18 protein-coding genes are annotated in these 23,594 nt (G+C 63.9%); 8 read left to right on the plus strand and 10 right to left on the minus strand.

The window, feature by feature from the left end:
* Window positions 1-40: 40 nt before the first annotated feature.
* The 3 genes from AN189_RS01820 to AN189_RS01830 form a co-directional block, all read right to left on the minus strand.
* Window positions 41-2,989 carry a DNA translocase FtsK gene (locus AN189_RS01820; protein ID WP_056030076.1) on the minus strand — a complete coding sequence of 983 codons (2,949 nt, stop codon included), beginning with the start codon at window positions 2,987-2,989 and terminating at the stop codon, window positions 41-43.
* Between the two features lie 11 nt (window positions 2,990-3,000).
* Entirely contained in the window at window positions 3,001-4,179 is a 1,179-nt protein-coding gene (locus AN189_RS01825; protein ID WP_056030079.1) for an aminotransferase class I/II-fold pyridoxal phosphate-dependent enzyme, read from the minus strand.
* Window positions 4,180-4,288: 109 nt separating this feature from the next.
* The gene (locus tag AN189_RS01830; RefSeq protein WP_367379425.1) at window positions 4,289-5,626 is read right to left on the minus strand and encodes an amidase; all 1,338 of its coding nucleotides are present in this window, start codon (window positions 5,624-5,626) and stop codon (window positions 4,289-4,291) included.
* Between the two features lie 68 nt (window positions 5,627-5,694).
* Between AN189_RS01830 and AN189_RS01835 the strand changes: the two genes are divergently transcribed.
* Together AN189_RS01835 and AN189_RS01840 are read left to right on the plus strand one after the other, a co-directional pair.
* Window positions 5,695-6,906 (plus strand): UbiH/UbiF/VisC/COQ6 family ubiquinone biosynthesis hydroxylase, encoded by a 1,212-nt coding sequence (locus AN189_RS01835; protein ID WP_253279524.1) that lies wholly within the window; start codon window positions 5,695-5,697, stop codon window positions 6,904-6,906.
* A gap of 63 nt (window positions 6,907-6,969) precedes the next feature.
* Window positions 6,970-7,350 carry a rhodanese-like domain-containing protein gene (locus tag AN189_RS01840; protein ID WP_056030085.1) on the plus strand — a complete coding sequence of 127 codons (381 nt, stop codon included), beginning with the start codon at window positions 6,970-6,972 and terminating at the stop codon, window positions 7,348-7,350.
* Here AN189_RS01840 and AN189_RS01845 read toward each other — a convergent pair.
* Both AN189_RS01845 and serB read right to left on the minus strand, forming a co-directional pair.
* Window positions 7,347-8,108 carry a TSUP family transporter gene (locus AN189_RS01845; protein ID WP_056030088.1) on the minus strand — a complete coding sequence of 254 codons (762 nt, stop codon included), beginning with the start codon at window positions 8,106-8,108 and terminating at the stop codon, window positions 7,347-7,349. The genes AN189_RS01840 and AN189_RS01845 overlap by 4 nt on opposite strands.
* 1 nt (window position 8,109) lies before the next feature.
* Entirely contained in the window at window positions 8,110-8,979 is an 870-nt protein-coding gene (gene serB / locus AN189_RS01850) for a phosphoserine phosphatase SerB (RefSeq protein ID WP_056030090.1), read from the minus strand.
* Window positions 8,980-9,046: 67 nt separating this feature from the next.
* Between serB and AN189_RS01855 the strand changes: the two genes are divergently transcribed.
* The 5 genes from AN189_RS01855 (at window position 9,047) to mnmH (ending at window position 15,463) form a co-directional block, all read left to right on the plus strand.
* Window positions 9,047-10,597 (plus strand): alpha-amylase family glycosyl hydrolase, encoded by a 1,551-nt coding sequence (locus AN189_RS01855; RefSeq protein ID WP_056030093.1) that lies wholly within the window; start codon window positions 9,047-9,049, stop codon window positions 10,595-10,597.
* 103 nt (window positions 10,598-10,700) lie between these two features.
* Window positions 10,701-11,840: a phosphoserine transaminase gene (locus AN189_RS01860; RefSeq protein ID WP_056030096.1), complete on the plus strand. Its 1,140-nt coding sequence runs from the start codon at window positions 10,701-10,703 to the stop codon at window positions 11,838-11,840.
* Between the two features lie 63 nt (window positions 11,841-11,903).
* Window positions 11,904-13,499, plus strand: a complete 1,596-nt coding sequence (gene serA / locus AN189_RS01865; protein WP_056030099.1) for a phosphoglycerate dehydrogenase — start codon at window positions 11,904-11,906, stop codon at window positions 13,497-13,499.
* Window positions 13,500-13,625: 126 nt separating this feature from the next.
* Window positions 13,626-14,414 carry a metallophosphoesterase gene (locus AN189_RS01870; RefSeq protein ID WP_056030102.1) on the plus strand — a complete coding sequence of 263 codons (789 nt, stop codon included), beginning with the start codon at window positions 13,626-13,628 and terminating at the stop codon, window positions 14,412-14,414.
* Window positions 14,411-15,463, plus strand: a complete 1,053-nt coding sequence (gene mnmH, locus AN189_RS01875) for a tRNA 2-selenouridine(34) synthase MnmH (RefSeq protein WP_056030105.1) — start codon at window positions 14,411-14,413, stop codon at window positions 15,461-15,463. The genes AN189_RS01870 and mnmH overlap by 4 nt, the downstream gene beginning before the upstream one ends.
* Here mnmH and selD read toward each other — a convergent pair.
* From selD to AN189_RS01900, 5 genes are read right to left on the minus strand one after another with little or no spacing between them, the layout of a single operon-like run.
* A complete protein-coding gene (selD, locus tag AN189_RS01880; RefSeq protein WP_056030108.1) occupies window positions 15,460-17,622 on the minus strand; it encodes a selenide, water dikinase SelD in 2,163 nt (720 codons plus the stop codon). The two genes, mnmH and selD, sit on opposite strands and share 4 nt — an antisense overlap.
* Window positions 17,623-17,643: 21 nt before the next feature.
* Complete coding sequence (locus AN189_RS01885; protein ID WP_056030111.1) at window positions 17,644-18,204, minus strand: pyridoxamine 5'-phosphate oxidase family protein; 561 nt, start codon at window positions 18,202-18,204, stop codon at window positions 17,644-17,646.
* On the minus strand, window positions 18,197-19,231 hold the full coding sequence (locus AN189_RS01890; RefSeq protein ID WP_056030114.1) for a lipocalin-like domain-containing protein: 1,035 nt from the start codon (window positions 19,229-19,231) through the stop codon (window positions 18,197-18,199). Before AN189_RS01890 ends, AN189_RS01885 begins: the two co-directional genes overlap by 8 nt.
* Window positions 19,221-21,611: an FtsX-like permease family protein gene (locus AN189_RS01895; protein ID WP_056030117.1), complete on the minus strand. Its 2,391-nt coding sequence runs from the start codon at window positions 21,609-21,611 to the stop codon at window positions 19,221-19,223. Before AN189_RS01895 ends, AN189_RS01890 begins: the two co-directional genes overlap by 11 nt.
* Entirely contained in the window at window positions 21,608-22,264 is a 657-nt protein-coding gene (locus AN189_RS01900; RefSeq protein ID WP_056030120.1) for an ABC transporter ATP-binding protein, read from the minus strand. Before AN189_RS01900 ends, AN189_RS01895 begins: the two co-directional genes overlap by 4 nt.
* Window positions 22,265-22,410: 146 nt before the next feature.
* Between AN189_RS01900 and AN189_RS01905 the strand changes: the two genes are divergently transcribed.
* Window positions 22,411-23,586: an acetyl-CoA C-acyltransferase family protein gene (locus AN189_RS01905; protein WP_056030123.1), complete on the plus strand. Its 1,176-nt coding sequence runs from the start codon at window positions 22,411-22,413 to the stop codon at window positions 23,584-23,586.
* Window positions 23,587-23,594: the final 8 nt, after the last annotated feature.

The following is a 23,594-nucleotide window of genomic DNA, read 5'->3' on the forward strand; positions in this document are numbered from 1 at the left end:
GCGGGGACATGTGTCTCTGAACCTATGAACAGGGTCTATTCTAGTGCTGCTCTGGCACGAGGATTTCGCGCTTGCCGACGTGGTTTGCCGCGCTGACCACACCTTCGTCTTCCATCTGCTCGACCAGTCGGGCGGCCTTGTTGTAGCCGATCGCCAGCTTGCGCTGGATGTAGCTGGTCGAACACTTGCGGTCCTTGATGACGATGGCCACGGCCGTGTCATAGAGCGCGTTTTCAGCGTCAGATCCGTCGCCCAGACCCAGCACCAGATCAATGCTGCTTTCCGTGTCCTCTGACGGACCTTCGACCACGCCTGACATGTATTCGGGCGGACCGAACGATTTGAGGTAATTGACGATTTCCTCGACCTCTTCGTCCGAACAGAACGGGCCGTGGACGCGCGTTACCTTGGAGCCGCCCGCCATATACAGCATGTCGCCCATGCCCAGCAGTTGTTCGGCACCCATTTCACCCAGGATGGTGCGGCTGTCGATTTTCGACGTGACCTGAAAGGAAATCCGGGTCGGAAAGTTGGCCTTGATCGTGCCGGTGATGACATCGACCGACGGCCGCTGTGTCGCCATGATCAGGTGGATCCCAGAGGCACGCGCCATCTGCGCCAGACGCTGGATGCAGGCCTCGATTTCTTTGCCCGCGACCATCATCAGGTCAGCCATCTCGTCCACAACGACGACGATATAGGGCAGGACCTCTGGTTTGAATTCATCGGTTTCGAACACGGGTTCACCGGTCTCGTCATCGAAACCTGTCTGCACGGTGCGGCTGAACATTTCGTCCTTGGCCAGCGCCTCGCGGACGCGCCCGTTATAGCCGTCGATGTTGCGCACGCCCATTTTCGACATCTTGCGATAGCGTTCCTCCATCTCGCCCACGACCCATTTCAGAGCCACAACAGCCTTTTTAGGGTCTGTTACGACGGGCGACAGCAGATGTGGGATGCCGTCATAGACGCTCAGTTCCAGCATCTTGGGGTCGATCATGATCATCCGGCATTCCTCTGGCGACAGCTTGTACAGCAGCGACAGGATCATGGTGTTGATGGCCACGGATTTACCCGAACCGGTCGTCCCTGCGATCAGCAGGTGGGGCATCTTGGCAAGGTTTGCGACAATGGGCTGACCGCCGATATCCTTGCCCAGGGCCAGCGGCAGTTTCATCGCACTGTCGCCAAAATCACGGGCGGACAGGATTTCGCGCAAGACCACCTTTTCGCGGTTCTCGTTGGGCAGTTCGATGCCGATCACGGTGCGGCCGGGCACGGTCGACACGCGGGCAGAGAGGGCGGACATGCTGCGCGCAATGTCGTCGGCCAGACCGATGACGCGGCTGGCCTTGAGCCCCGGTGCTGGTTCCAGTTCGTACATGGTGACGACGGGGCCGGGGCGGACGCTGACGATCTCGCCCTTGACGCCGTAATCATCCAGCACGTTTTCCAGCATGCGGGCGTTTTCCTCCAGTGCTTCATCGGACAGCACATGGCGCTGCACACCTGCGGGGTCGGCCAGCAGGTTCAGTGGCGGCATCTCGTAGGCGGCGAACTTGTCCTCGAACGCCAGTTCGGGCTGCGCCTCGGCGCGGGCCTGCTTGGACGGGACGACCTTGCGGCTGAGTTCGTGCTGCACGACGGCGCGACGCGGCTCTGCGGGGTTTGCGCGCGGCGCGTTCGGGTCAAACAGCGGTTGGGCGACCAGCGGTGCGGCCTCTTCGCGGGGCAGGGGGCTGCGCTGATAGACGGCCGGGGCCTCTGGTTCGACGAGCGTGTCGTCCTCCTCCTCCTCCTCGGTCAGCGTGAAGGCGTCCATGTCAGGTTCGGATTGTGTCAGAGGCGGCACCTTTGGCAGAACAAGCGCCTTTGGGCGGCGGCCCTGGGTCAGGGACGGCTCGATCCGTACGCCAGTGACCTCGGGCGAGACGACAGGCGCGGGCGGCATGGTGCGGGCGCGTACTGCGTCTGAAATGCGGCTGCTGATCCGGTCCTGCGGCGGGCTGTCGATGTCACCGTCAAAGGTGGTTTCGATCATCTCGGGCTCTGGTGCCTTGCGTCGCAATAGAGACCCTAGTCCAGGCATCTTGCGCGAAGGCTGCGGCACCGGTTCTGGCGCATGCATGGCGTCGCCCGTCAGTGGCGGTTCGGCCCGCGTGCCGTCAGCGCGGATGATGGGCGGCATCTTGCGGCTGGTGGCGTGACCGGGGTTGGCGCGCACTGCGGCAATGGCGCGGGCGCGCGCATCGTCCTGTGCGGGGGCCTGTGCTGCGCGTTCCTCGCGGCGGGCGGCCATGTTGCTGCGGGCGGCCCCCGCTGCCTGGGCCGCGCGATGAGTGCCGGTGTTCAAAAGCCGCAGAGCCGTATCATACAGCATCACCGTGCCCAGCATGACAAAGCGCAGGCCATGGCGGATTTCGACCCGCGTGAACCCCAGTGCAAAGGCAAGCAGCGCCACGGTTGCGACTGCCAACAGCAGGGTCAGGACCTTGATCGAAAACGCGGCACTGACAGGCAGGATCGTCAGCACCATGCCCAGAACGGTATCGCCCAACAGACCGCCCAGACCGAAATTCGGCGGCCAATTCGCGCCCGGTGTCAGTGTGGCCGCATAGAGAGACGCGACGACAATCACGATCGGTGCAAAAACCACCCGTGCGCCGGCGCGATCGGACCCCGAATGCAGCATGAACCGCACACCCCAGGCCAAGAGCGTCATCGGCAGCGCCCAGATGCCCAGACCCACGATCATCATGACCGGTGCTGCAATCGCCGCACCGGGTGCGCCCAGCCAATTGCTGACCGGGGCCTGTGTGGCAGAAATCCATGACGGATCATCAGGGGAATAACTGAACAGCATCGCGGCGGTCAGCAGGCCCAGAACGATCAGACCCAATCCCAGCAATTCCTTGCCACGACGTTCAAGAACGGCCTGGGTTTCACTGTCCAGAAGGGGGTCGCGTTGCCGGGTCTGGTAGGATGCCATTCGTTTCGTCCTCACTGGTTTAGGCAGTCGCGCAGACGGGTCAGGCCTGTGGCGACTTCGGTCTTGGGGCCGCACAGGGCGACCCGGATGTAGGGTGCACCGGGATTTCCGGTGGCTGTATCGCGGCTGAGATAGGCCCCGGGCAGCGTGCGCACGCCGGTGGTCTGCCACAGGTGCAGCGCGGCCTGTTCGCCGTCCGCAACGGGTAGCCACAGGAAAAACCCCGCGGGCGGGCTGACGTAGCCGGGCACATGTCCCAGGATCTCGTCGGCCACGGCGAATTTTTCAGCATAGAGCGCGCGGCTGGCGATCACGTGGTCCTCGTCGTCCCAGACAAGAGCCGAAACCGCCTGAATAGGGCCTGGAAGCGGGGCGCCGGCATAGGCGCGCAGCGCGCGGATACGGGCGATGTTGCCGGGGCCAGACGCGCAGAACCCCGACCGCAATCCTGCAAGGTTCGAGCGTTTCGACAGCGAATGGAAAATGACGACCCGGTCGGGGTCTGCACCCATGTCGCGGGCGATTTCCAGCGCGCCGGGGGGCGGCGTGTCGCGGTAAATCTCGGAATAGCATTCGTCGGCAAAGATGATGAAATCATGCTTCTCCGCCAGCGCAATCAGATCGCGCCAGTAATCGCCACTGGCCACGGCACCCTGCGGGTTGGCAGGCGAACAGACATAGGCGATGGCCGTGCGATCGAGGATGTCCGCGTCGATTGCGGCAAAATCCGGCAGGTGCCCGGTGTCAGAGGTCGCGGGCACATAAACAGGCTCTGCACCCGTGCTGAGAGCCGCAACAGCGTAGACCTGATAGAACGGGTTGGGGGTCAGGACGACCGGGCGCTGGCCGTTCTTGGTTTCGGGGCACAATGCCATCGCGGCGTTGTACAGACCCTCGCGCGTGCCATTCAGCGCCATGATTTCGGGGGCGGTGACGGTCACGCCGTAGCGGCGGTTCAGCCAGCGGCTGATCGCGTCCAGCAGAACGGGTGTGCCGTCGTTGTTGGGATACTTGGCAAAGCTTGCCATTTCAGCGGCCAGCGCATCGGGCAGAAATGCGGGAAAGGCGTGCTGCGGCTCGCCGATGGTCATGTTGATCGGTGTGTCGCCCGGCTGGACGGCATCAAGCAGCCCACGCAAACGGGGCCACGTCGCAACCGGAAGGTCTGCAAACCGCATCGGGGGTTTCATGTTACTGCCTCTCATGCGGGATCATGGCGTCCCGCTTATCAGCAGGTTAGCCGCCTGCAATGCCCGCTGTCCAGCGGCCGCAAAGGGCTTTGGGCTGGGATTGTGTCTTTTAGGCCAGCGCCAGTTCCGCAGCGCGGGCAACCCGCAACAATGCATCATCGCGGCCCTTTTGGCCGCACAGCATGATCCCGCAGGATTTGGTTGCGGTCGGCAATGTCACGGCAGGCAGGTCCATCAGGTTGGCGATGCGTGTGTTGCGCAGCGCGGCAAGGTTCTGAACCTTGTAATAGTCGTTGTCAGCCATCAGGCGTGCGACCTCTGGCGGCAGGATCGAAGCTGTCGGCATCAGCAGCGCATCATAGGGTGCGGCAGCGGTGGCGAATGCAGTGCGAATGTCGCGCAGGCGGGTCCAGTTGGAAATATAGTCGGCTGCCGTCACATCGCGCCCGGCGGTAACGCGTTCCTCGATCTGGCCGAACATCACGCCGGGGTGGCCGGTGATCAAGTCCCGCCACCACGCCCATGCGTCCGCCGTGTAGAGAGGTCCGGCAAAACCAAAGGCCTCTTCCAGCGGGGCGAATTTCAGGTGCGAAACGGTCGCACCGGCGCGTTTCAGATCACGGACCGCCGCGTCAAAGGCTGTGCGCGTTTCGGGGGCCAGGTCGTGCATCGCAACCGTATCCAGAATGGCAAGGTTCAGATCGCGGCGTGGTGCGGTCAGATCCGGTGCGCGCGCGCCTTCGAGTGCTGCAACCAGCAGGGCCGCGTCGGTGACCGACCGGCAAAGCGGCCCGATGGTGTCGAACGTCAGGCACAACGGGACGGTGCCGTCCAACGGCAGACGGCCATGGGTAGTCTTGAACCCCGTCAGATCGTTCCATGCGGCTGGAATGCGGACCGACCCGCCCGTGTCCGACCCGATGGCTGCCGCCGCCAATCCAAAGGCGACCGAAGCGGCGGCCCCCGAAGACGATCCGCCCGGCACCGCGTCGTGGTTGTTCCGGTTTGGCGGTGTCGCCGTGATCGGGTTGATGCCCAACCCGGAAAACGCGATTTCGGACATATGCGTCTTGCCCAGACAGACCAGTCCGGCCGCGGTCGCATTTTCCAGCACATGCGCATCACGCTCCGGCACACGGCCCGCCAGCATGCGGGTGCCGGCCTCTGTCACGGTTCCGGCGCTGTCGAACAGGTCTTTCCAGCTGACCGGCACCCCATCCAGCGGGCCACGCCGCAGCCCGGATGCGGCCCGCGCACTGGCGGCTTTGGCCTCGGCGCGCGCGCGGTTCTCGGTCACCGTGGTGTAGATGCGTTTCGCATCGGGGTGTTCCGCGATCGCCTTGAGGAAGACCTCGCACAAATCGATCGGGTCGATACCGCCTGCTGCAATGGATTTCCCCAAAGCCTCGGCCGTCATCCAGCGCCAGTCATCCATCACAGCCTCCATGCGTTACGGTCAGGCTAGCGGTGCGGTGCCGCATGGACAATCCCGCGCGGACGGCCATATCAAGCGGCATGAACAATCAGAATGATATCCTCATCGTGGGCGGTGGCCTGAATGGCCCGGCGCTGGCCATTGCCTGTGCGCAGGCGGGCCTGCGCGTCACGATCATCGACGCCATGACGCCTGACGTGCATCGGGACCGCGATTTTGACGGGCGCGCCTATGCGCTGTCGCTGACATCGGTGCGGATGCTGCGCCGATTGGGGCTGTGGGACGCCATCGCGGACAACGCCCAGCCGATGCTGGACATCAAGGTGACGGATGGCCGTGCCGGCGAAGGCGCATCCCCTTGGATGATGCATTTCGACCATGCGGAAATCGAAGAAGGCCCGATGGGCTGGCTGGTCGAGGATCGTCACCTGCGCCCGGCATTGCTGGACGCAATGGACCGCGACCGGATCACTCATCTGACGGGACGTCGGGTTGTGGCGCAAACGGTCGATGCGGCCCGTGCCACAGTTACGCTGGACGACGGCGATGTCTTGTCCGCACAGGTCCTGGTGGGGTGTGACGGTCGCAGCAGCGGGACGGCCTCGCGCGCGGGGATCGGACGCACGGGATGGGACTACGACCAGCTTGCCATGGTCTGCGCCGTGGAACATGAATTGCCGCATGACGGTATCGCGCATCAGTTTTTCATGCCCGGCGGGCCACTGGCGATCCTGCCGCTGACGGGAAACCGGTCGTCTATCGTCTGGTCCGAGGACGCGACCCGCGCCCGTGCCGCAATGGACCTCGATGATGATGCGTTCCTCGAGGTGTTGAAACCTGCCTTTGGGTCGTTTCTGGGCGACATCAAGCTGGCGGGCACCCGGTTCACCTATCCGCTGGGCCTGACGATGGCGCATAGCCTGATCGCGGCACGTGTGGCGCTGGTCGGTGATGCGGCGCACGGGATTCATCCCATCGCGGGGCAGGGTCTGAACGCCGGTCTGCGCGACGTGGCAGCCCTGGCGCAGGTTTTGCAGGACGCGCGCCAGCGCGGACAGGATATCGGTAGCCCCACCTCGCTGGAGGCCTACCAGCAGTGGCGCCGGTTCGATACGGTCAAGCTGTCGTTGGCGACTGACGCATTCAATCGTCTGTTTTCAAACGATAATCCGCTACTGCGTGGGGTGCGCGATCTGGGGATGGGTGTCATCAACGCATTGCCCGGCCTGCGGCGTGGTTTCATCCGCGAAGCAGCCGGTCTGAACGGGACGCTGCCGCGATTGATGCGCTGACGCTGGACTTGACCGGCGCTGCGCTATGTCCTGTCCAGAGAATAACGCACAGGAGTTTCCACCGTGAAAACCGCAAAAGACTATCTCGACGCGGCCAATGCCGTCATTACCCGCATGCCGACCGAGGACGCGATCAAGGCGCATGCCTCTGACGACGGCGGCATCTGGATCGACGTCCGCGACAGCGGCGACATCGCGAAAACCGGAACGATCAAGGGGGCCAAGCGGCTGCCGCGCGGTTTCATGGAATTCGCAGCCGATCCCGCGTCCCCCTACCACAAGGATTTCATGCAACCGGACGGGAAATACTACCTTGTCTGTGGTGCCGGTGGTCAGGCGGCACTGGCAGGCAAGACATTGAAAGAGATGGGATATGCCGACGTGACCAATGTTGGCGGTGTCCCCGACTGGAAAGAGGCCGGCGGCCCGACCGAAGACGCCTAAGCCCACATCTGCCATAGCAGCCGCACGGCAAGCGCCGTTGCGGCTGTGACCAATACCGGCTTGATCAGGCGCGATCCGATCCGCATGGCAAGTTTCGATCCGACCCAGGCACCCGCGATCTGGGCTGCGCCCATCGCCAGCCCGACCATCCACCACGGTTCCGCGACCAGCGCATATGTGGCGATGCCGCCAAGGTTGGAGGCAAAGTTCAACAGCTTGGTGTGGGCCGTTGCGCGCAGCACGCCGTAGCCTGCCAATCCGACAAACCCCAACATGTAGAACGCCCCGGCCCCCGGCCCGATCAGCCCGTCGTAGAATGCGACCAGCGGCACGACGGTCAGCGTAAACAGTCCCGGTGCAATGCGCTGGGCGCGGTCGACGTCATTCAGGCCGGGTTTCAGCGCGAAAAACAGTGCAATTCCGATCAGTAAAACTGGCAGGCCAAGGCGGATCACATCCGTGGGCAGGCGGGACGTCAGCAGCGCACCGATGATCGCCGCGCCAAAGGCAAGAACTGCGGGCCAAAGCTGCCTGCGCAAATCCACATGGCCGCCCCGTGCATAGGTGATCGCGGCCATACCTGCGCCGAATACGCCCTGCACCTTGTTCGTCGCAATGGCCGTCACCGGCGGCGCACCCGCCAGCACGAGGACCGGCAGCGTGATCAGCCCACCGCCACCGGCGATGGAATCCACGATCCCGGCAACAAAGGCGGCGCATAGCAAAAGGAGCAGGATGTCGCCCGCGACCTCGAACACGTCAGGCCACGAAATCCGCGTCAGTGTAGCCCTGAAGATAAAGCAACGCCGTCAGGTCACCGTGGTTGATCCGCACGTCGCATTCCGCCTGCACGCTGGGTTTGGCATGCAATGCGACACCCGTACCGGCACGCCCCAGCATTCCCAGATCGTTCGCGCCGTCGCCGACGGCGATGACCTCGGCCTCTGTTATCCCCAATCGTGTGGTGATGTCCTCCAGTGCCGTGACCTTGGCCACGCGGCCCAGTATCGGGCGGCCCACCTCACCCGTCAGGATGCCGTCCGCCACCATCAGCGTGTTGGCGCGGTTTTCGTCAAACCCCAGCGTTTCGGCAATTTTCGCGGTAAACGCGGTGAACCCACCGGATACCAGCGCCGCATGACCGCCCTGCGATTTCATCGTTTGCACCAGCGTGCGACCGCCCGGCATCAGGGTGATGCGGGTATCGACGACCTGTTGGATGATGGTTTCAGGCAGGCCGCGCAGCAGACCGACCCGTTCGATCAGGGCTTCTTCGAAATCCAGCTCTCCGTTCATGGCGCGGGCGGTGATATCGGCGACGCGGGGACCGACACCGGCCTCTGCTGCCAGTTCATCAATGCATTCCTGCTGGATCATCGTGCTGTCCATGTCCGCCAGCAGCAGGCGTTTGCGTCGTCCCGCGCTGGGCTGGACCACCAGATCAAGGCCCATAGCCTGCATGTCGTCCCAGACGGACCACAGGTTGTCCGGCTTTTGCGCCATGGGGAATTCAGCCGCCGTATTGCCGGACAACCAGACCGCATCGCCGCCGCCCCAGGCGTTGCGCAGGTTTTCGACCAAGACGGTGTCCAACTGGCCGGGACGGGCGATCAATGTCGTGATGAACATGGGCGACCTCTCTCTCTTTGCAGCACCGATTAACGTTGATAGCGTCCAAGGGAAAGTGGAGGCATGCATGACGAACCTGACATGGTGGCAACGCGGGATCATCTATCAGGTTTATCCACGCAGTTTTCAGGACAGCGACGGCGACGGGATCGGTGATCTGCGCGGCATCACGCAGCGGCTGGATCATATCGTTGATCTGGGGGCGGATATCGTCTGGATCTCGCCGATCTTTCCCTCTCCGATGAAGGATTTCGGCTACGACATCAGCGACTATCGCGGCATCGACCCGATGTTCGGGACCTTGGCCGATTTCGATGCGATGATTGATGCCGCCCATGCACGCGGGTTGCGCGTACTGTTGGATTTCGTGCCCAGCCATACGTCGGATCAGCACCCGTGGTTCGTCGAATCCCGCAGCGCGCGCAACAGCGACAAACGCGATTGGTATATCTGGCGCGACGCAGGCCCGGAAGGTGGGCCGCCGACCAACTGGATCAGCGAATTCGGGCCAAGCACCTGGGCATGGGACGACCAGACGCAGCAATACTATCTGCATATCTTTCTGACCGAACAGCCAGCACTGAACTGGCGGAACCCCGCGGTGCAGGCCGAAATGCTGGATACGATGCGATTTTGGTACGATCGCGGTGTCGATGGGTTCCGCGTTGATGCCATCACCCACGCTGCCCCCGACGTGGACAAGGGCGACCATCCCGAGAACCCCGACTGGCACGACGGCATGAACCCGTCGCTGCGCCTGTTGAAGGTGCATTCCAAGAATCAGCCGATGAACTACGATATCGTGCGGATGATGCGTGCGGTCACGCAGGAATACCCGGACCGCCTGCTGCTGGGTGAAACCGATGGTACGCTGGCCGAAGTCACAAGCTATTACGGATCGCAGGGTGACGGGTTTCAATTGCCGTTCAACTTTGCCCTGCTGGATATCGCGTGGACCGTGCCCGACATTGTCGGCACGATTGAAGCCTATGAGGCCGCATTGCCCGACAGTGGTTGGCCGACATGGGTGGTCGGGAACCATGATTGTATTCGGATCGCGTCGCGGGTGGGGCCTGACCTCGCGCGTGTTGCACTGACATTGCTGCTGACCCTGCGCGGCACGCCGACGATTTACCAGGGTGATGAACTGGGGATGCAAAGTGCTGAAATCCCGCCAGAGCTGGTGCAGGACCCGTGGGAAAAACAGGTGCCGGGCAAGGGGTTGGGGCGCGATCCCGCACGCACGCCGATGCCGTGGGACGACAGCGCGCAGGCCGGGTTCACGGACGGAACCCCGTGGTTGCCCGTGTCCACGCCGCCCGACGGGACCGTTGCGGGGCAGGCGGCAGGCGACACCATGCTGGCCTACGTGAAACGCCTGACGGCATTGCGGCAAACGACGCCAGCATTGTTGTCGGGGGAATATCGCACAATCAGCGCCGCTGATGATCTGCTGGTCTACGCGCGCGGCAGCGGTGACGACGCGATCATCATGTGTTTGAATTTCGCGGATGCGCCCCGCGATCCGGGTTTGTCGGGCCACACGCTCTTGTCATCGGCCAATGCCGCTGACGGTCCCCTGCATCCGTTCGAGGCGCGTTTGATCCGCCCAAGCTGACGCTACGATAAACGATCCATTGCCAAACCCGTTGCCGCGGCCTATGTCCGGCGGTGGGACACCCTTCCCCAACGAAGGGCGCATATCTGTGAGGATACCAGCAATGGTTATGACTACCCCGGCAACGCGGCCGGCTAATCCGCGTTTTTCCAGTGGCCCCTGTGCCAAACCCCCTGTTTTTGATTTGGCCAAACTGTCCGACGCCCCCTTGGGCCGGTCGCATCGTGCCGCCGTCGGCAAGGCCAAACTGGCCGAGGCCATCGATCTGACCCGCGAAATCCTGGGCGTGCCGGACGATTACAGAATCGGGATCGTGCCTGCATCCGACACCGGTGCCTATGAAATGGCGATGTGGACCATGCTGGGCGAACGCCCTGCCGAAATGGTCGCCTGGGAAAGCTTTGGCGCGGGCTGGGTCACTGACGTGGTCAAGCAGCTGAAAATCGAGGCCACAGTGCACACCGCCGAATACGGCGAGATCGTGGATATGGCCGCGCTGAACTACGACAACGACGTGTGTTTCACCTGGAACGGCACAACGTCCGGCGTGAAAATGCCCCATGGCGACATGATCCCCGCCGACCGCAAGGGTCTGACGATGGCCGATGCGACCTCTGCCGCCTTTGCGCAGCCGCTGCCTTGGGACAAGCTGGATGTGACCACCTTCAGCTGGCAAAAGGTCATGGGTGGCGAGGCCGCGCACGGCATGCTGATCCTGTCGCCCCGCGCGGTCGCGCGACTGGAAAGCTATACCCCCGCATGGCCCCTGCCAAAGATTTTCCGCCTGACAAAGGGCGGCAAGCTGATCGAGGGCATCTTCAAGGGTGAAACGATCAACACGCCGTCCATGCTGTGTGTCGAGGATTACCTGCTGGCCCTGAAGTGGGCGCAGTCCATTGGTGGTCTGGACGCGCTGCACGCGCGCTGCGACGCCAATGCGCAGGTCGTCTGGGATTTCTGCGATGCAAACGATTGGATTGCGAACCTGGCCGTTGATCCGGCGACCCGTTCCAACACGTCGGTCTGCGTCAAATTCACGGATGAGCGCATCACCGACGGCCCCGCATTCGCCAAGGCTGTGGCCAAGCGGCTGGAGGCCGAAGGCGTCGCACTAGACGTCGGTGCCTACCGTGATGCCCCAGCCGGTCTGCGGATCTGGTGCGGTGCCACGGTGGAAACATCCGACGTGGCCGCGCTGATGCCGTGGATCGCCTATGCCTTTGAGGCAGAGATCAACGCCTGACTTGAACGGGGCCACCCCCGCGTGGCCCCGACCCCATCCCCACATTCCAGAGGAGTGCCTGACATGGCCCCCAAAGTTCTGATTTCCGACGCCCTGTCCGAAGCCGCCGTCCAGATTTTTCGCGATCGCGGAATCGACGTCACGTTTGAACCCAAGCTGGGCAAGGACAAGGAAAAGCTGCTGTCGATGATTCACGAATTCGACGGTCTGGCGATCCGGTCCGCGACCAAAGCCACCGAAAAACTGATCGAGCAGGCGACCAACCTCAAGGTCATCGGCCGCGCGGGTATCGGTGTCGACAACGTCGACATTCCCGCCGCGTCGAAAAAGGGCATCATCGTGATGAACACGCCCTTCGGCAACTCGATCACCACTGCCGAACACGCGATTTCGCTGATGATGGCCGTCGCCCGTCAGATCCCCGAGGCAAACGAAAGCACCCACGCCGGCAAGTGGGAAAAGTCCAAGTTCATGGGTGTCGAGCTGACCGGCAAGACGCTGGGTGTCATCGGTGCCGGCAACATCGGGTCCATCGTGATCGATCGCGCCCGCGGCCTGCGCATGAAGGTCGTGGCCTATGACCCTTTCCTGTCCGAGGAACGCGCGATCGAGATCGGCGTCGAAAAGCTGGAACTGGACGAGCTGCTGGGCCGTGCCGATTTCATTACCTTCCACGTGCCGCTGACCGACCAGACCCGCAACATCCTGTCGGCCGAGGCAATCGCCAAGCTGAAACCCGGCGTGCGCATCATCAACTGCGCCCGTGGCGGTCTGGTTGACGAAGAGGCGCTGGCCGAGGCGATCAAATCCGGCCACGTGGCCGGTGCTGCATTCGACGTCTTTGCCGAAGAGCCTGCGACGAACAGCCCGCTGTTCAACCTGCCCAACGTTGTCGTCACGCCGCACCTCGGCGCTGCCACGACCGAAGCACAGGAAAACGTGGCCCTGCAGGTGGCCGAACAGATGTCCGACTATCTGCTGTCCGGTGCCGTGACCAACGCGATCAACATGCCGTCCATCACGGCAGAGGAATCCAAGGTGATGGGCCCCTGGATCGAACTGTCCAAGCATCTGGGCAACTTTGTCGGGCAAATGACCGACGAGCCGATCCAGTCGATCAACATCCTGTTCGACGGTGAAGTGTCGGGGATGAACCTCAAGGCGCTGACGGCATCGACCATCGCGGGCATCATGCGCAAGCGGAACCCCGACGTGAACATGGTCAGCGCGCCCGTGATCGCCAAGGACAACGGCATCAAGGTCAGCACGACCAAGCAGGACCAGTCCGGCGTGTTCGAAGGCTATATCAAGGTGACAGTCACCACGGCAGAGCGTGAGCGTTCGGTCGCGGGCACCGTGTTCAGCGACGGCAAGCCGCGTTTCATCCAGATCAAGGGCATCAACGTCGATGCAGAGGTCGGCGCGAACATGCTGTATACCACCAACGAGGACGTGCCCGGTATCATCGGCACGCTGGGGTCCACGCTGGGCGATCACGGTGTGAACATCGCCAACTTTACCCTCGGGCGGTCCGTGGCCAAGGGCGAGGCGATTGCGCTTCTTTATATCGACGACGAGGTGCCGGAGGCCGCGATCAAGGCGCTGCACGGCACCGGCCGGTTCAAACAGGTCAAGACGCTGACCTTTGACGTCGCCTGATTGATCGCTGATCCGAATGCCAGCCCGCCCCGAAATGATCGGGGCGGGCTTTTTCGTGGGCGGGGTTGATCTGTTCATTCCCCGCCGCTCTGCTACATCTGCGGTGAAACAGACGGAGACGGACGCATGATCTATGCCATCGGGGATATCCACGGCCAGAAACAGATGATGGACCACGCATTGGACCTGATCGCGCAGGACGGCGGGGATGATGCGCATATCGTGTTTCTGGGGGATTACACCGACCGGGGACCGGACAGCGCCGGCGTGATCGACGCGCTGATTGCAGGGCGTGACGCGGGGCGTAACTGGACCATCATCCGCGGCAATCACGACCGGATGTTCGAATACTTTGTCGCGGACGGCACCTGCCACGATCCGGCGATCAAATCGGGTTTGTCCTGGTTGAACACGCGTCTGGGCGGGCCGCAGACCCTTGCGTCATACGGCATCGTGCCCACTGGCCCCGCCGTGTTCGACATCGACGACAACGGTCTGGAAATCCTGCGCCATCTGCCGACGCAGGACGGCGACCTGACGCTGGAACAACTGGTCACGGCCGCACAAAAGGCGGTTCCGCAGGCGCATCTGGATTTTCTGCGGGACAATCCCCTGATGCACCGGGTCGATGATCTGTTGTTCGTGCACGCAGGTATCCGCCCCGGCGTGCCGCTGGATCAACAGGCCGAGGATGACCTGATCTGGATACGTGACGGCTGGCTGGATAACAGCGACGACCACGGCGTGCTTGTGGTGCACGGTCATACGATCGTCGATCAGCCCACCCATTTCGGCAACCGGATCGATCTGGACAATGGCGCGGGCAAGGGGCATCCGCTGATCCCCGCGGTTTGCGACAATGGTGAATGGTTCATCCTGACAGATGCGGGCCGTGCCCCGATCCACCGGGAATGAAACGCAGCTTTGACACGCTGGATGCGATTCTGGCGCATGATTTCGACACCGTTATCGACGTGCGCAGCCCCGCCGAATTTGCCGAGGATCACGTGCCTGGCGCAATCAACCTGCCGGCGCTGACGAACGATCAACGCGCCGAGGTCGGCACGATCTATACGCAGGTCAGCGCCTTTACCGCGCGCAAGCTGGGGGCGGCCATGGTTGCCCGCAACGTGGCGGATTACGTGGATGGTCCGCTGAACGGGTTCGATGGTGCGTGGCGGCCGCTGGTCTATTGCTGGCGCGGGGGGCAGCGGTCCGGGTCGGTTGCCACCATCCTGCAACAGATCGGTTGGCGGGCCGAGGTGGTCACGGGCGGTTATCAGTCCTACAGGCGGCTGGTGCATCGGTCATTGTATGACGACCCGGTCCGGCACCGGCTGATCCTGCTGGATGGCTATACCGGCACTGCGAAAACCGCCTTGCTGCATCTTCTGGCGGCGCGCGGTGTCCAGACCCTCGACCTCGAAGGGTTGGCCGCGCATCGCGGGTCGCTCTTGGGTCGTGTGCCGGGCGGTCAGCCCGCGCAAAAAGGGTTCGAGAGCGCGCTGGCCGCGCGATTGGCCCGCCTTGACCCCGACCGCCCCACACTCGTCGAGGCGGAAAGCAGCAAGATCGGGCGCATCGTCCTGCCCAAGCAGCTGTGGCTGAACATGACGCAGGCCCCCCGGATCGAGGTGACGGCCACGCTGCCCGTGCGTGCGGCGTTTCTGACAGAAGCCTATCAGGACATCATCGCGGACCCCGCGCGGTTGCGCGACCGGTTGCAACCGCTGCGCAATATCCGCGGCCATGCCGTCGTCGATGGCTGGGAGGCGTTGCTCGCGGCGGGTGATTTTCCGGCGCTGGCCACGGCCCTGATGGATCAGCACTACGACGCGGCCTATGCCCGGTCGCGCAAGACCGCGACACGTGACTGGCTGGGGCAGGTGCACGCCGATGCGCTGGACCCTGTGGGCCGCGAGGTGGTGGCAGACCAGCTTGCCGCGCTGATTGCCACGCTTTAGCGCAGTCGGATGGTGTTGCCTGCGGTTACGGTCCCGATGCGCGCGGCCCGGGCGTAACCTGCACCGCGTAGCGCGTCGATGATCTGATCGGCCTGTGCCGGATCGACGGCCGCCAACAGCCCGCCAGCGGTCTGGGGGTCGAACATCAGCGCCTGACGCGGGCCTGTCGGGCCATCGATCGCACCAGCCCCGGCAATGTTGTCATCGAACAGGCTGGACCGCGTGCCATTCGTCGCCAGTTCCAGCGCACCGGGCAGCAACGGCACATCAGCCAGCGCGATCTCTGCCCCGGTGTCGCTGGCGTCGCACATCCCGCGCAGATGGCCGGCCAGGCCGAACCCGGTCACATCGGTCATGGCACGGGCATCGCGCAGGATGTCGCTGGCGGCGGCCTGACCCTGGCACATCGCCTGCAACGCCTGCGCCACGTCCGCACCGCGTGCCTTGCCTGTCATTTCCGCGGCCATGATGGTACCGCTGCCGATGGGTTTCGTCAGGATCAACACATCGCCGGGTTGCGCGCCTTGCAAGGTGATGGGCGCGCGGTCGCACAGCCCGGTGACGGTGAAACCGATGGTCATTTCCGCACCCAGCGACGTATGCCCGCCGACGATATCGGCCCCGGCAGCGCCCAAGTCGTGCCGGGCCGTCGATACGATCTCTTGCAAGGTGCGGGACTGAAGGTCGGGCGACAGGCGCGGCAGGATCAGGTTGACGGTCGCGGCCTGCGGTCTGGCACCCATCGCCCAGATGTCGCCCAGCGCATGGTTCAGCGCGATGCGGGTCATCACCACCGGGTCATCCCAGAATGCGCGCAGGTGGTCTGTGCTGATGACCTGCCGGGTATCACCCATCGTCAGCAGGCCCGCATCATCACCCGCGATCAAGGACACATCGGGCCGGGTCGGCGCGGGCAATGCGCCCAGCGCATCCATCAGGGCCGCGCGTCCGACCTTGGCGCCGCAGCCGCCGCACATCGGCTTGTCACCCATCGCCTGACGCAGGCCAAGGGCATGCACCTTTGGCAAGGGTGGGGTGTCCATCGCAGGCAGGTCGCTGAACTGCCGCATGAAGGTCTGGTCGATGTGGTCCTTCCATCGCCACAGAAGAGGGCCGGAAAACGCGGTGCCGAACCGTTCGGCCAGCGCTGATCTGCCACCCAGTGACACCAATTTGAGGTAGTCCTTTTGAGGGGTGTAGGTGTTCAGCGCGCCACCCGACAGCACGGCGCGCAGGTTGTCGGACAGGACCGGCGCCTCGCGCACGGCAAAGACACCGGCCTTGGGGCGTGGCGCATGGGACAGATGCGCGCAATCGCCGACCGCAAACAGGGCGGGATCACTGGATTGCAGCGTTGACCCGACCGTGATGAACCCGTCGTGCAGGTCCACGCCGATCTTTGTGATCCAGTCGTGGGGTCTGGCCCCGGCGGCACCCGTCGTGAAATCCGACCGGATACGGCGACCGTCGGCCAGCAGGACGGCATCGGCCTGCACGGCTGCGACCCTGGCATCCTCGATGACCGTTACGCCATTTCCGGCAAGGGCTGTCATCACGCGCCGCCGCGCGGTTGCGTTCAGCGCAGACAAGGCGCGGCTGCGGTCGATCAGGTGGACGGTGGGTTGCAGGCCCCGGTCCCGCAGGGCGTGGGCCATCGCCATCGCAAGCTCTGCCCCGGCGACACCCCCGCCAATGATCGCGATATGCGGATTGGTGGCGTTGTCGCGAAACGCATCCCAGCGGCTGGCGAACTGGCCCAGCGGTTTGGCGGGCACCCCGTGGTCGCCAAAACCGTCCAGCGCCGGCATGTCAGAGGTAATGCCCACATCCACGCTGACCGCGTCATAGGCGATGGGCGCACGGCCCGGAACGGTGATCAGGCGGGCGGCGCTGTCGATCTGCGTCACCGCACCGTCGATCACCCGCGCACCGGCAAAACGTGCAAGCTGCACCAGGTCGATGTCCAGATCGTTACGGCTGTAGTGCCCGGCCACAAACCCCGGCAACATCCCCGAATAGGGTGCCGTCGGACCGGGCGAGATCAGCGTCACGCGCACGCCCGCCAAAGGGTTCATGCCCCATTTGCGCAGCACCAGCGCATGGGTGTGGCCGCCGCCGATCAGCACGAGGTCACGGGTCAGGGGAAGTGTCGCTTGCATGTCAGTGGTTCTAGCGATGCGTCAGGGCGAAAGCCACTGTCCTTGCCAGTCGTTCACGCGGGCGTAGGCCGCGCGGCGGTGGTCGCAGCCCAGATGCACGAGGTCGATCCGCTGGATCACGCAGGACAGCACGGCAAAGGTCGCAAAGTCGGGGTCCTTGTCATAGGCCAGCGCGTCATCGCCCAGCGGTGTGCCGGGCGCAGGCGTGACGCCATAGGACATGCGCCCGCGTTCCGGAATCGGGTTCCAGCGGTCGCGCACGGTCTCGCCTGTCAGGATCGTGACCGCGCATTGCAGGCGGATTTGCAGGTTCTGCTTGTCTTCCCAGATGTGCAGGGCGGCGCGGGGCGTCTTGCGCAGGCTGGTGATCTTGTCCGAATGCAGATCGGTATAGACCTCGAGCGTTGCGGTGTCGCGCTGGGCTGTGCGCAGCACCACTGTGCGGGCCTCTGGCCAGCCGTCCGCACCCACGGTGGCAAATGTCGGCTGCCGCGCGGGCGATTTGCGGTCTGCGACACCACGCGACAGGCGTTGCCACATGCGGTCGTGCAGACCGTCCAGCGTTTCGAACCAGTCACTCATATCCTGTCATCTCCAGATAGCCTTGGCCGTCGTGGCTGCCGGTCACCGTAACCGGACCTTCCCAGTAGGGGACGCTGGTGTCCATCCACGCCTGCGGGTTGATCGCGGCAACGGTGACGTCGATGCCGCGGTCCGGCAATGTCACCTGCCACTGCGTCGGGACATCGCGCCCGGCCACGGTCGTTGTCGCCAATGGTGCGGCGTTGAACGCCCCGTCACTGTAGGGGGTGGCGGTCCCATCCGCGTCAATCCATGTCGCAGAGGTAAAGTTCTGGTCGTCGGTCTGGCGCAGGCGAAACCCCATCATCTTGGCCCCATCGTCAAACGACAGCGAAAACCAGTCCCATCCGGTCTGGTTGTCGCCCAGCGGCTGGCTGGACCATTCGCGGTCCAGCCATGCGGTGCCGGTCACGGGCACATCGCCGTCCGGCAGCGTCAGTGTGCCGGACAATTCATAGAACGGTTGAGAGTAGTAATAGGATGCCTGTCCGGCGGCGGATTTGACCGAATAGCCGTCGATCCCCTGAAACACCAAGGGTCCGGTCGCCGTCAGGTTCACATCATAGGCAAAGTCCGGGCCAGAGGCGGTCAGACGCGCATCATCGAATCCGGTCATCTGCCAATCGTCGATCCATGCGGCAAAGGGGTCGGCGGTCACGCCCGCCTGACCGATCCCGCCCCGTGCCAGTCGTTCGGTCACGAAATGTGCATCTGGCGTTGTCACTGCGGCGTGACCCATCCACAGCTGCGGATCGTCCCAGCCCGCCCGCGTTTCCGGTGCCATGGCGCTGCGGAACAATGTCCATTGCAGCCCGTAGGGCGTGCCGTCCGGCCCGGTCATGTTGGCCGTGATGTACCACCATTCGATACGGTAATCGGGGTGCGCGCCGTGGTCCGCGGGAAAGCTGAACCGTGGGTTCGGCTGCGGCACGGCGAAACCTTCGGCATCGGTGCCAAGGCCCGCGAAACCCTGGGCCGATGCAGCAACGGGCAGCAACAGGGCGAGCAACAGAGCCTTAACGTTCATTGGAAAACACCTTGAGCAGATCAGCAGGGGGTGTGCGGGCCAGACGCCACGCAGGCCAGAGTGCCGCAAGCGCTGCCGCCACCAGCGCAAACAGGCCCAGCCGCGCATAATCGGCGGGAAACAGAAACATGGGCAGTTTCCAGCCAAAGGCCGCGACATTGACCACCGACAGCAGCGCCCAGGCCAGCGCAAGCCCCAGCGGCAATGCAATTGCCGCCGTAAAGACCGCAAGGATCACGGCGCGGATCAGTTCGACCACGCCCAGACTACGGCGGGTCATGCCCATCGCCCAGGCGGGTGCGAGTTGCGGCACGCGCAGCGCGGCCAGCGTCAGGAGACTCATGAGAATGGCAAAGCCCGCGACGGCCAGCGTCAGCACGTTCAGTGCCGTTGTCACCGTGAATGTCCGGTCGAACACATCAAGCGAGAATTGCTTGATCCCCGCCTGATTGATCATCGCGCCCTCTGACATGCCCAGATCGCGGGTCAGGTCAGCACGGAATGCGGCCACGTCGTCAGGCGGCAACCGCAACCCGAATTGCAACGCATTCACGTCGGGATAGAGCGTGGCAAAGACGTCCTCGGACAAAATGGCCTGACCGATGGGATTGCCATAGTCGCCATAGATGCCCGCAACGGTGAATGTCGTATCGATGATAGGCACGCTGTCGCCCAGCACCAGCCCGGTGCGCCGTGCGAGTTGTTCGTTGATCAGGATACCGGTGCCGTCCGCGACACGCTGCCAAGGCGCGTCGGTCGCCGTCAGAAACGTCCAGTTGTCGGTATAGGTCGGTCCAATCCGTGCGCCGAACACTTCGGTCGGCAGATCCCGCACCTGGGTGTCAGCCGACTGGATTGGCAGGATCGCGTCCACGCGGTCGGCTGCATAGGCCGTCAGGGCATTGGCCTGTGCTGTATCCTCTGCCGTGACATAGAGCTCTGACGCAAGCCGCTGGTCAAGAAAGCCGATAAACGTCAGGCGAAAGCTGCTGACCATCGTGGACACGCCCACATTCGCCGCCATCGCCAGCAGCAAGGCCGCCAGTGCCAGCGACAGGCCGGGCAGCTGCTGCCGGGTATCGGCCCAGAACCATTGTGCGCGGATGCCGCGCGATAGCCATGCCGCCAGTGCCAGCACCCGGTCCAGGATCAGCGGAAGTGCCAGCGCAGCCCCGATCAGCAATGTTCCCAGCAGGGCAAAACCGGTCACCATCCCGTCGGCGACCAAGGCAAGTCCCGCCGCGCAGATCAGCAAAATTGCGGCCAGCACGCCCTGGACCTGTGCCGTGCGTCCTGCGGCCATCGACAAGGCGCGGCGCGACCCGCCGGCCAGCAAGGGCATCTGTGCCAACCGCCAAAAGGCCGATGCCGCCGCCAGTGCCGTGCCGCCCAGTGCAATCGCCAATCCGGACAGCCACCAGACGGGGCGCAGCTGCAATGTGCCGGACACCGTCTGCCCATAAAGCCCTTGCAGGGTTGCGGCCACATCCGGCAACAACAGGGATGCGATGACATAGCCAAGCGCCACACCGATGGCACCAGCGACCAACGCCATGATCGCCAGTTCTGCCGCCATCAGGATCATCAGGCTGCGCAGCGGCACGCCCAGCGCGCGCAACGTCCGCACCACGGGCCTGCGCTGTTCGAACGCCAACCCGATGGCCCCGTTCACGATGAATATGCCGACCGCGAAACTGAGCAGGCCAAAGGCTGTCAGGTTCAGGTGGAAACTGTCTGTCAGCCGGCCCAGGTCATTGCTGCCCTGTGCGACCTGCCGCGTCAGATCAGGGGCCACCTCTGCCAGTGACGGACGGCCCAGCGGCTGTTCCGGTGCCACGATCAACCGCGTGATCACGCCGTCGCGGCCCAACAATTCCTGGGCAAGCCCGATATCGGTCAGCACGGTGCCGGGTGCCACATCTGAGGCCGTGACAGGTTGCGCGCCGATGTCCGGCAATTGGTCCAGCACCTCTGCCCGGCCAAACACCTGACCGCCGCCGGACAGAAACCTGTTGATCTCGACCCCGTCCGACACCGTGATGGGGCCCAACCCGCCAGGCGCGGTCAGCGGATCAAGGCCTACGACACGGACACCGTTCAGCCGCCCCTCGACCACCGGCGACACCAGCCAGCCCGCCCGGCGCAGGTCGACATATGTCGCCTGCGGGATCGTGCCGCCGTCACGTGCGGTCAGTTGATCGAATTGCCCCTCGCCCAGTGTTGCGGCGGCGGCGTCATAGCTGGCTGAGGCCTCGGCGTTGATGGCCTGAACCCCCGACCAAAGTGCGGTCGCCAGCGCCAGTCCCGCCAGCAGGGTGAACAGTTGCAGCGGGTTGCGCCACCAATGTGACAGCAGCGCCTGAAGCGTTGCGCGGATCACGCGATGCGACCCTTGCGCAGGTGGATCTGCCGCTGCATCTGGCCTGCCAGTGCCTGCGAATGGGTGACCATCAGCAAACCGGCGCCCGTGTCGCGCACCAGGTCCAGCATCAATGCCAGCACCGTCGCGGCTGTTTCCTCGTCCAGGTTGCCGGTGGGTTCGTCCGCCAGCACGAGTTTCGGACGCGGGGCCAGTGTGCGGGCAAGTGCCACCCGCTGCTGTTGTCCGCCGGACAATTGTTCGGGGTATTTGTCCAGCTGCGCATCCAGCCCCATGCGATTGGCCAGTTTTGCGCACCAATCGGCATCGTGCCTGTCTGCCAGCCGCGCCTGAAAACTGATGTTGTCGGCAACCCTGAGCGACGGGATCAGGTTGAACTGCTGGAACACCACGCCCACGGTGCCACGGCGCAGGGCCGCGCGGTCCGCATCATTCAGCGCGGTCAGATCCACGCCGTCCAGCAGGATCTGTCCGCGGTCGGCGCTGTCCAGCCCGCCGATCAGGTGCAACAGGGTGCTCTTGCCGGACCCGCTCTCTCCGGTCAGGGCCAGTGTTTCGCCCGCATTCAGTGACAGGCTCACGCCGTCCAGTACCGTGATCTGGCCGTCGGCGCTGGCATATCCCTTGTGCAGATCGGTGACGGTCAACAGCATGGCGGACTCCTTTTGTCACAACATAAGGTGCCGTCGCGTTTTTCCACTCCTGCGGTTGCTTTGCCGCAGGGTTACGTTCCCCTGGGGCTGGTGCCGGGGCGCACCGCTTGTCATCCTGTCGCAAATCAAGGGGGAGAGGGTTCAACATGTCAGAGATTGTCATACTGGGGGGTGCCCGTACGGCCATCGGCACCTTTGGTGGTGCCTTGGCGGGCACGCCGCCGATCACACTGGGGGCGATTGCCTCCAGGGCGGCAATGGACAGGTCCGGTGTCACAGGCGACCAGATCGGTCACGTGGCCTTTGGCCATGTCATCAATACCGAACCACGCGACATGTACCTGTCGCGGGTGGCCGCGATGGATGCAGGCGTTCCGGATACAACGCCTGCGATGAACGTGAACCGTCTGTGCGGGTCCGGCGTGCAAGCCATCGTGTCGGTGATCCAGTCGCTGGCGCTGGGGGATGCCGATTTCGGCCTAGCGGGGGGTGCTGAAAACATGTCGCGCAGCCCGTTCATCCTGTCGGACCAGCGCTGGGGTGCGAAAATGGGCGACGTCGTGACCCGCGACATGATGCTGGGGGCACTGAACTGTCCGTTTGGCACGGGCCACATGGGGATCACGGCGGAAAACGTCAGCGCCGAACATGCCGTCAGCCGCGCGGATCAGGACGCCTTTGCACTGCTCAGCCAGCAACGCGCCGCGGCTGCGATGGCGGCTGGCTATTTCGATGACCAGATCGTTCCGGTCCCGGTCAAGGTCAAGCGCGAGATGGTGGATTTCGCCACGGACGAACACCCCAAGGCGACCACGGCAGAGGGTCTGGCCAAACTGCGGCCGGCCTTTGCCAAGGATGGCAGTGTCACCGCTGGCAATGCCTCGGGTCTTAACGACGGGGCAGCGGCGATCGTGCTGGCGCGTGCGGATGCCGCGCAGGCGGCGGGCCTGACACCGCGGTTCCGCGTGCTGGGCTACGCCCACGCCGGCGTCCGGCCAGAGGTCATGGGGATCGGTCCCGTACCTGCTGTGCGCAAGCTGCTGGATAAGACCGGCCTGACTGCCGCCGATTTCGACGTGATCGAGAGCAACGAGGCCTTTGCCGCACAGGCGCTTGCCGTCAGCAAGGAACTGGGTCTGGACCCGGCCCGTGTGAACCCCAATGGCGGTGCAATCGCTCTGGGTCATCCGGTGGGTGCCACGGGTGCCATCATCACGGTCAAGGCGATGTACGAGCTGGACCGCATTCAGGGCAGGCGTGCGCTGATTACCATGTGTATCGGTGGCGGTCAGGGCATTGCACTGGCGATAGAGCGGATCTGACGTATCAT

Source organism: Loktanella sp. 3ANDIMAR09, assembly GCF_001420005.1.
Classification (GTDB): Bacteria; Pseudomonadota; Alphaproteobacteria; order Rhodobacterales; family Rhodobacteraceae; genus Loktanella.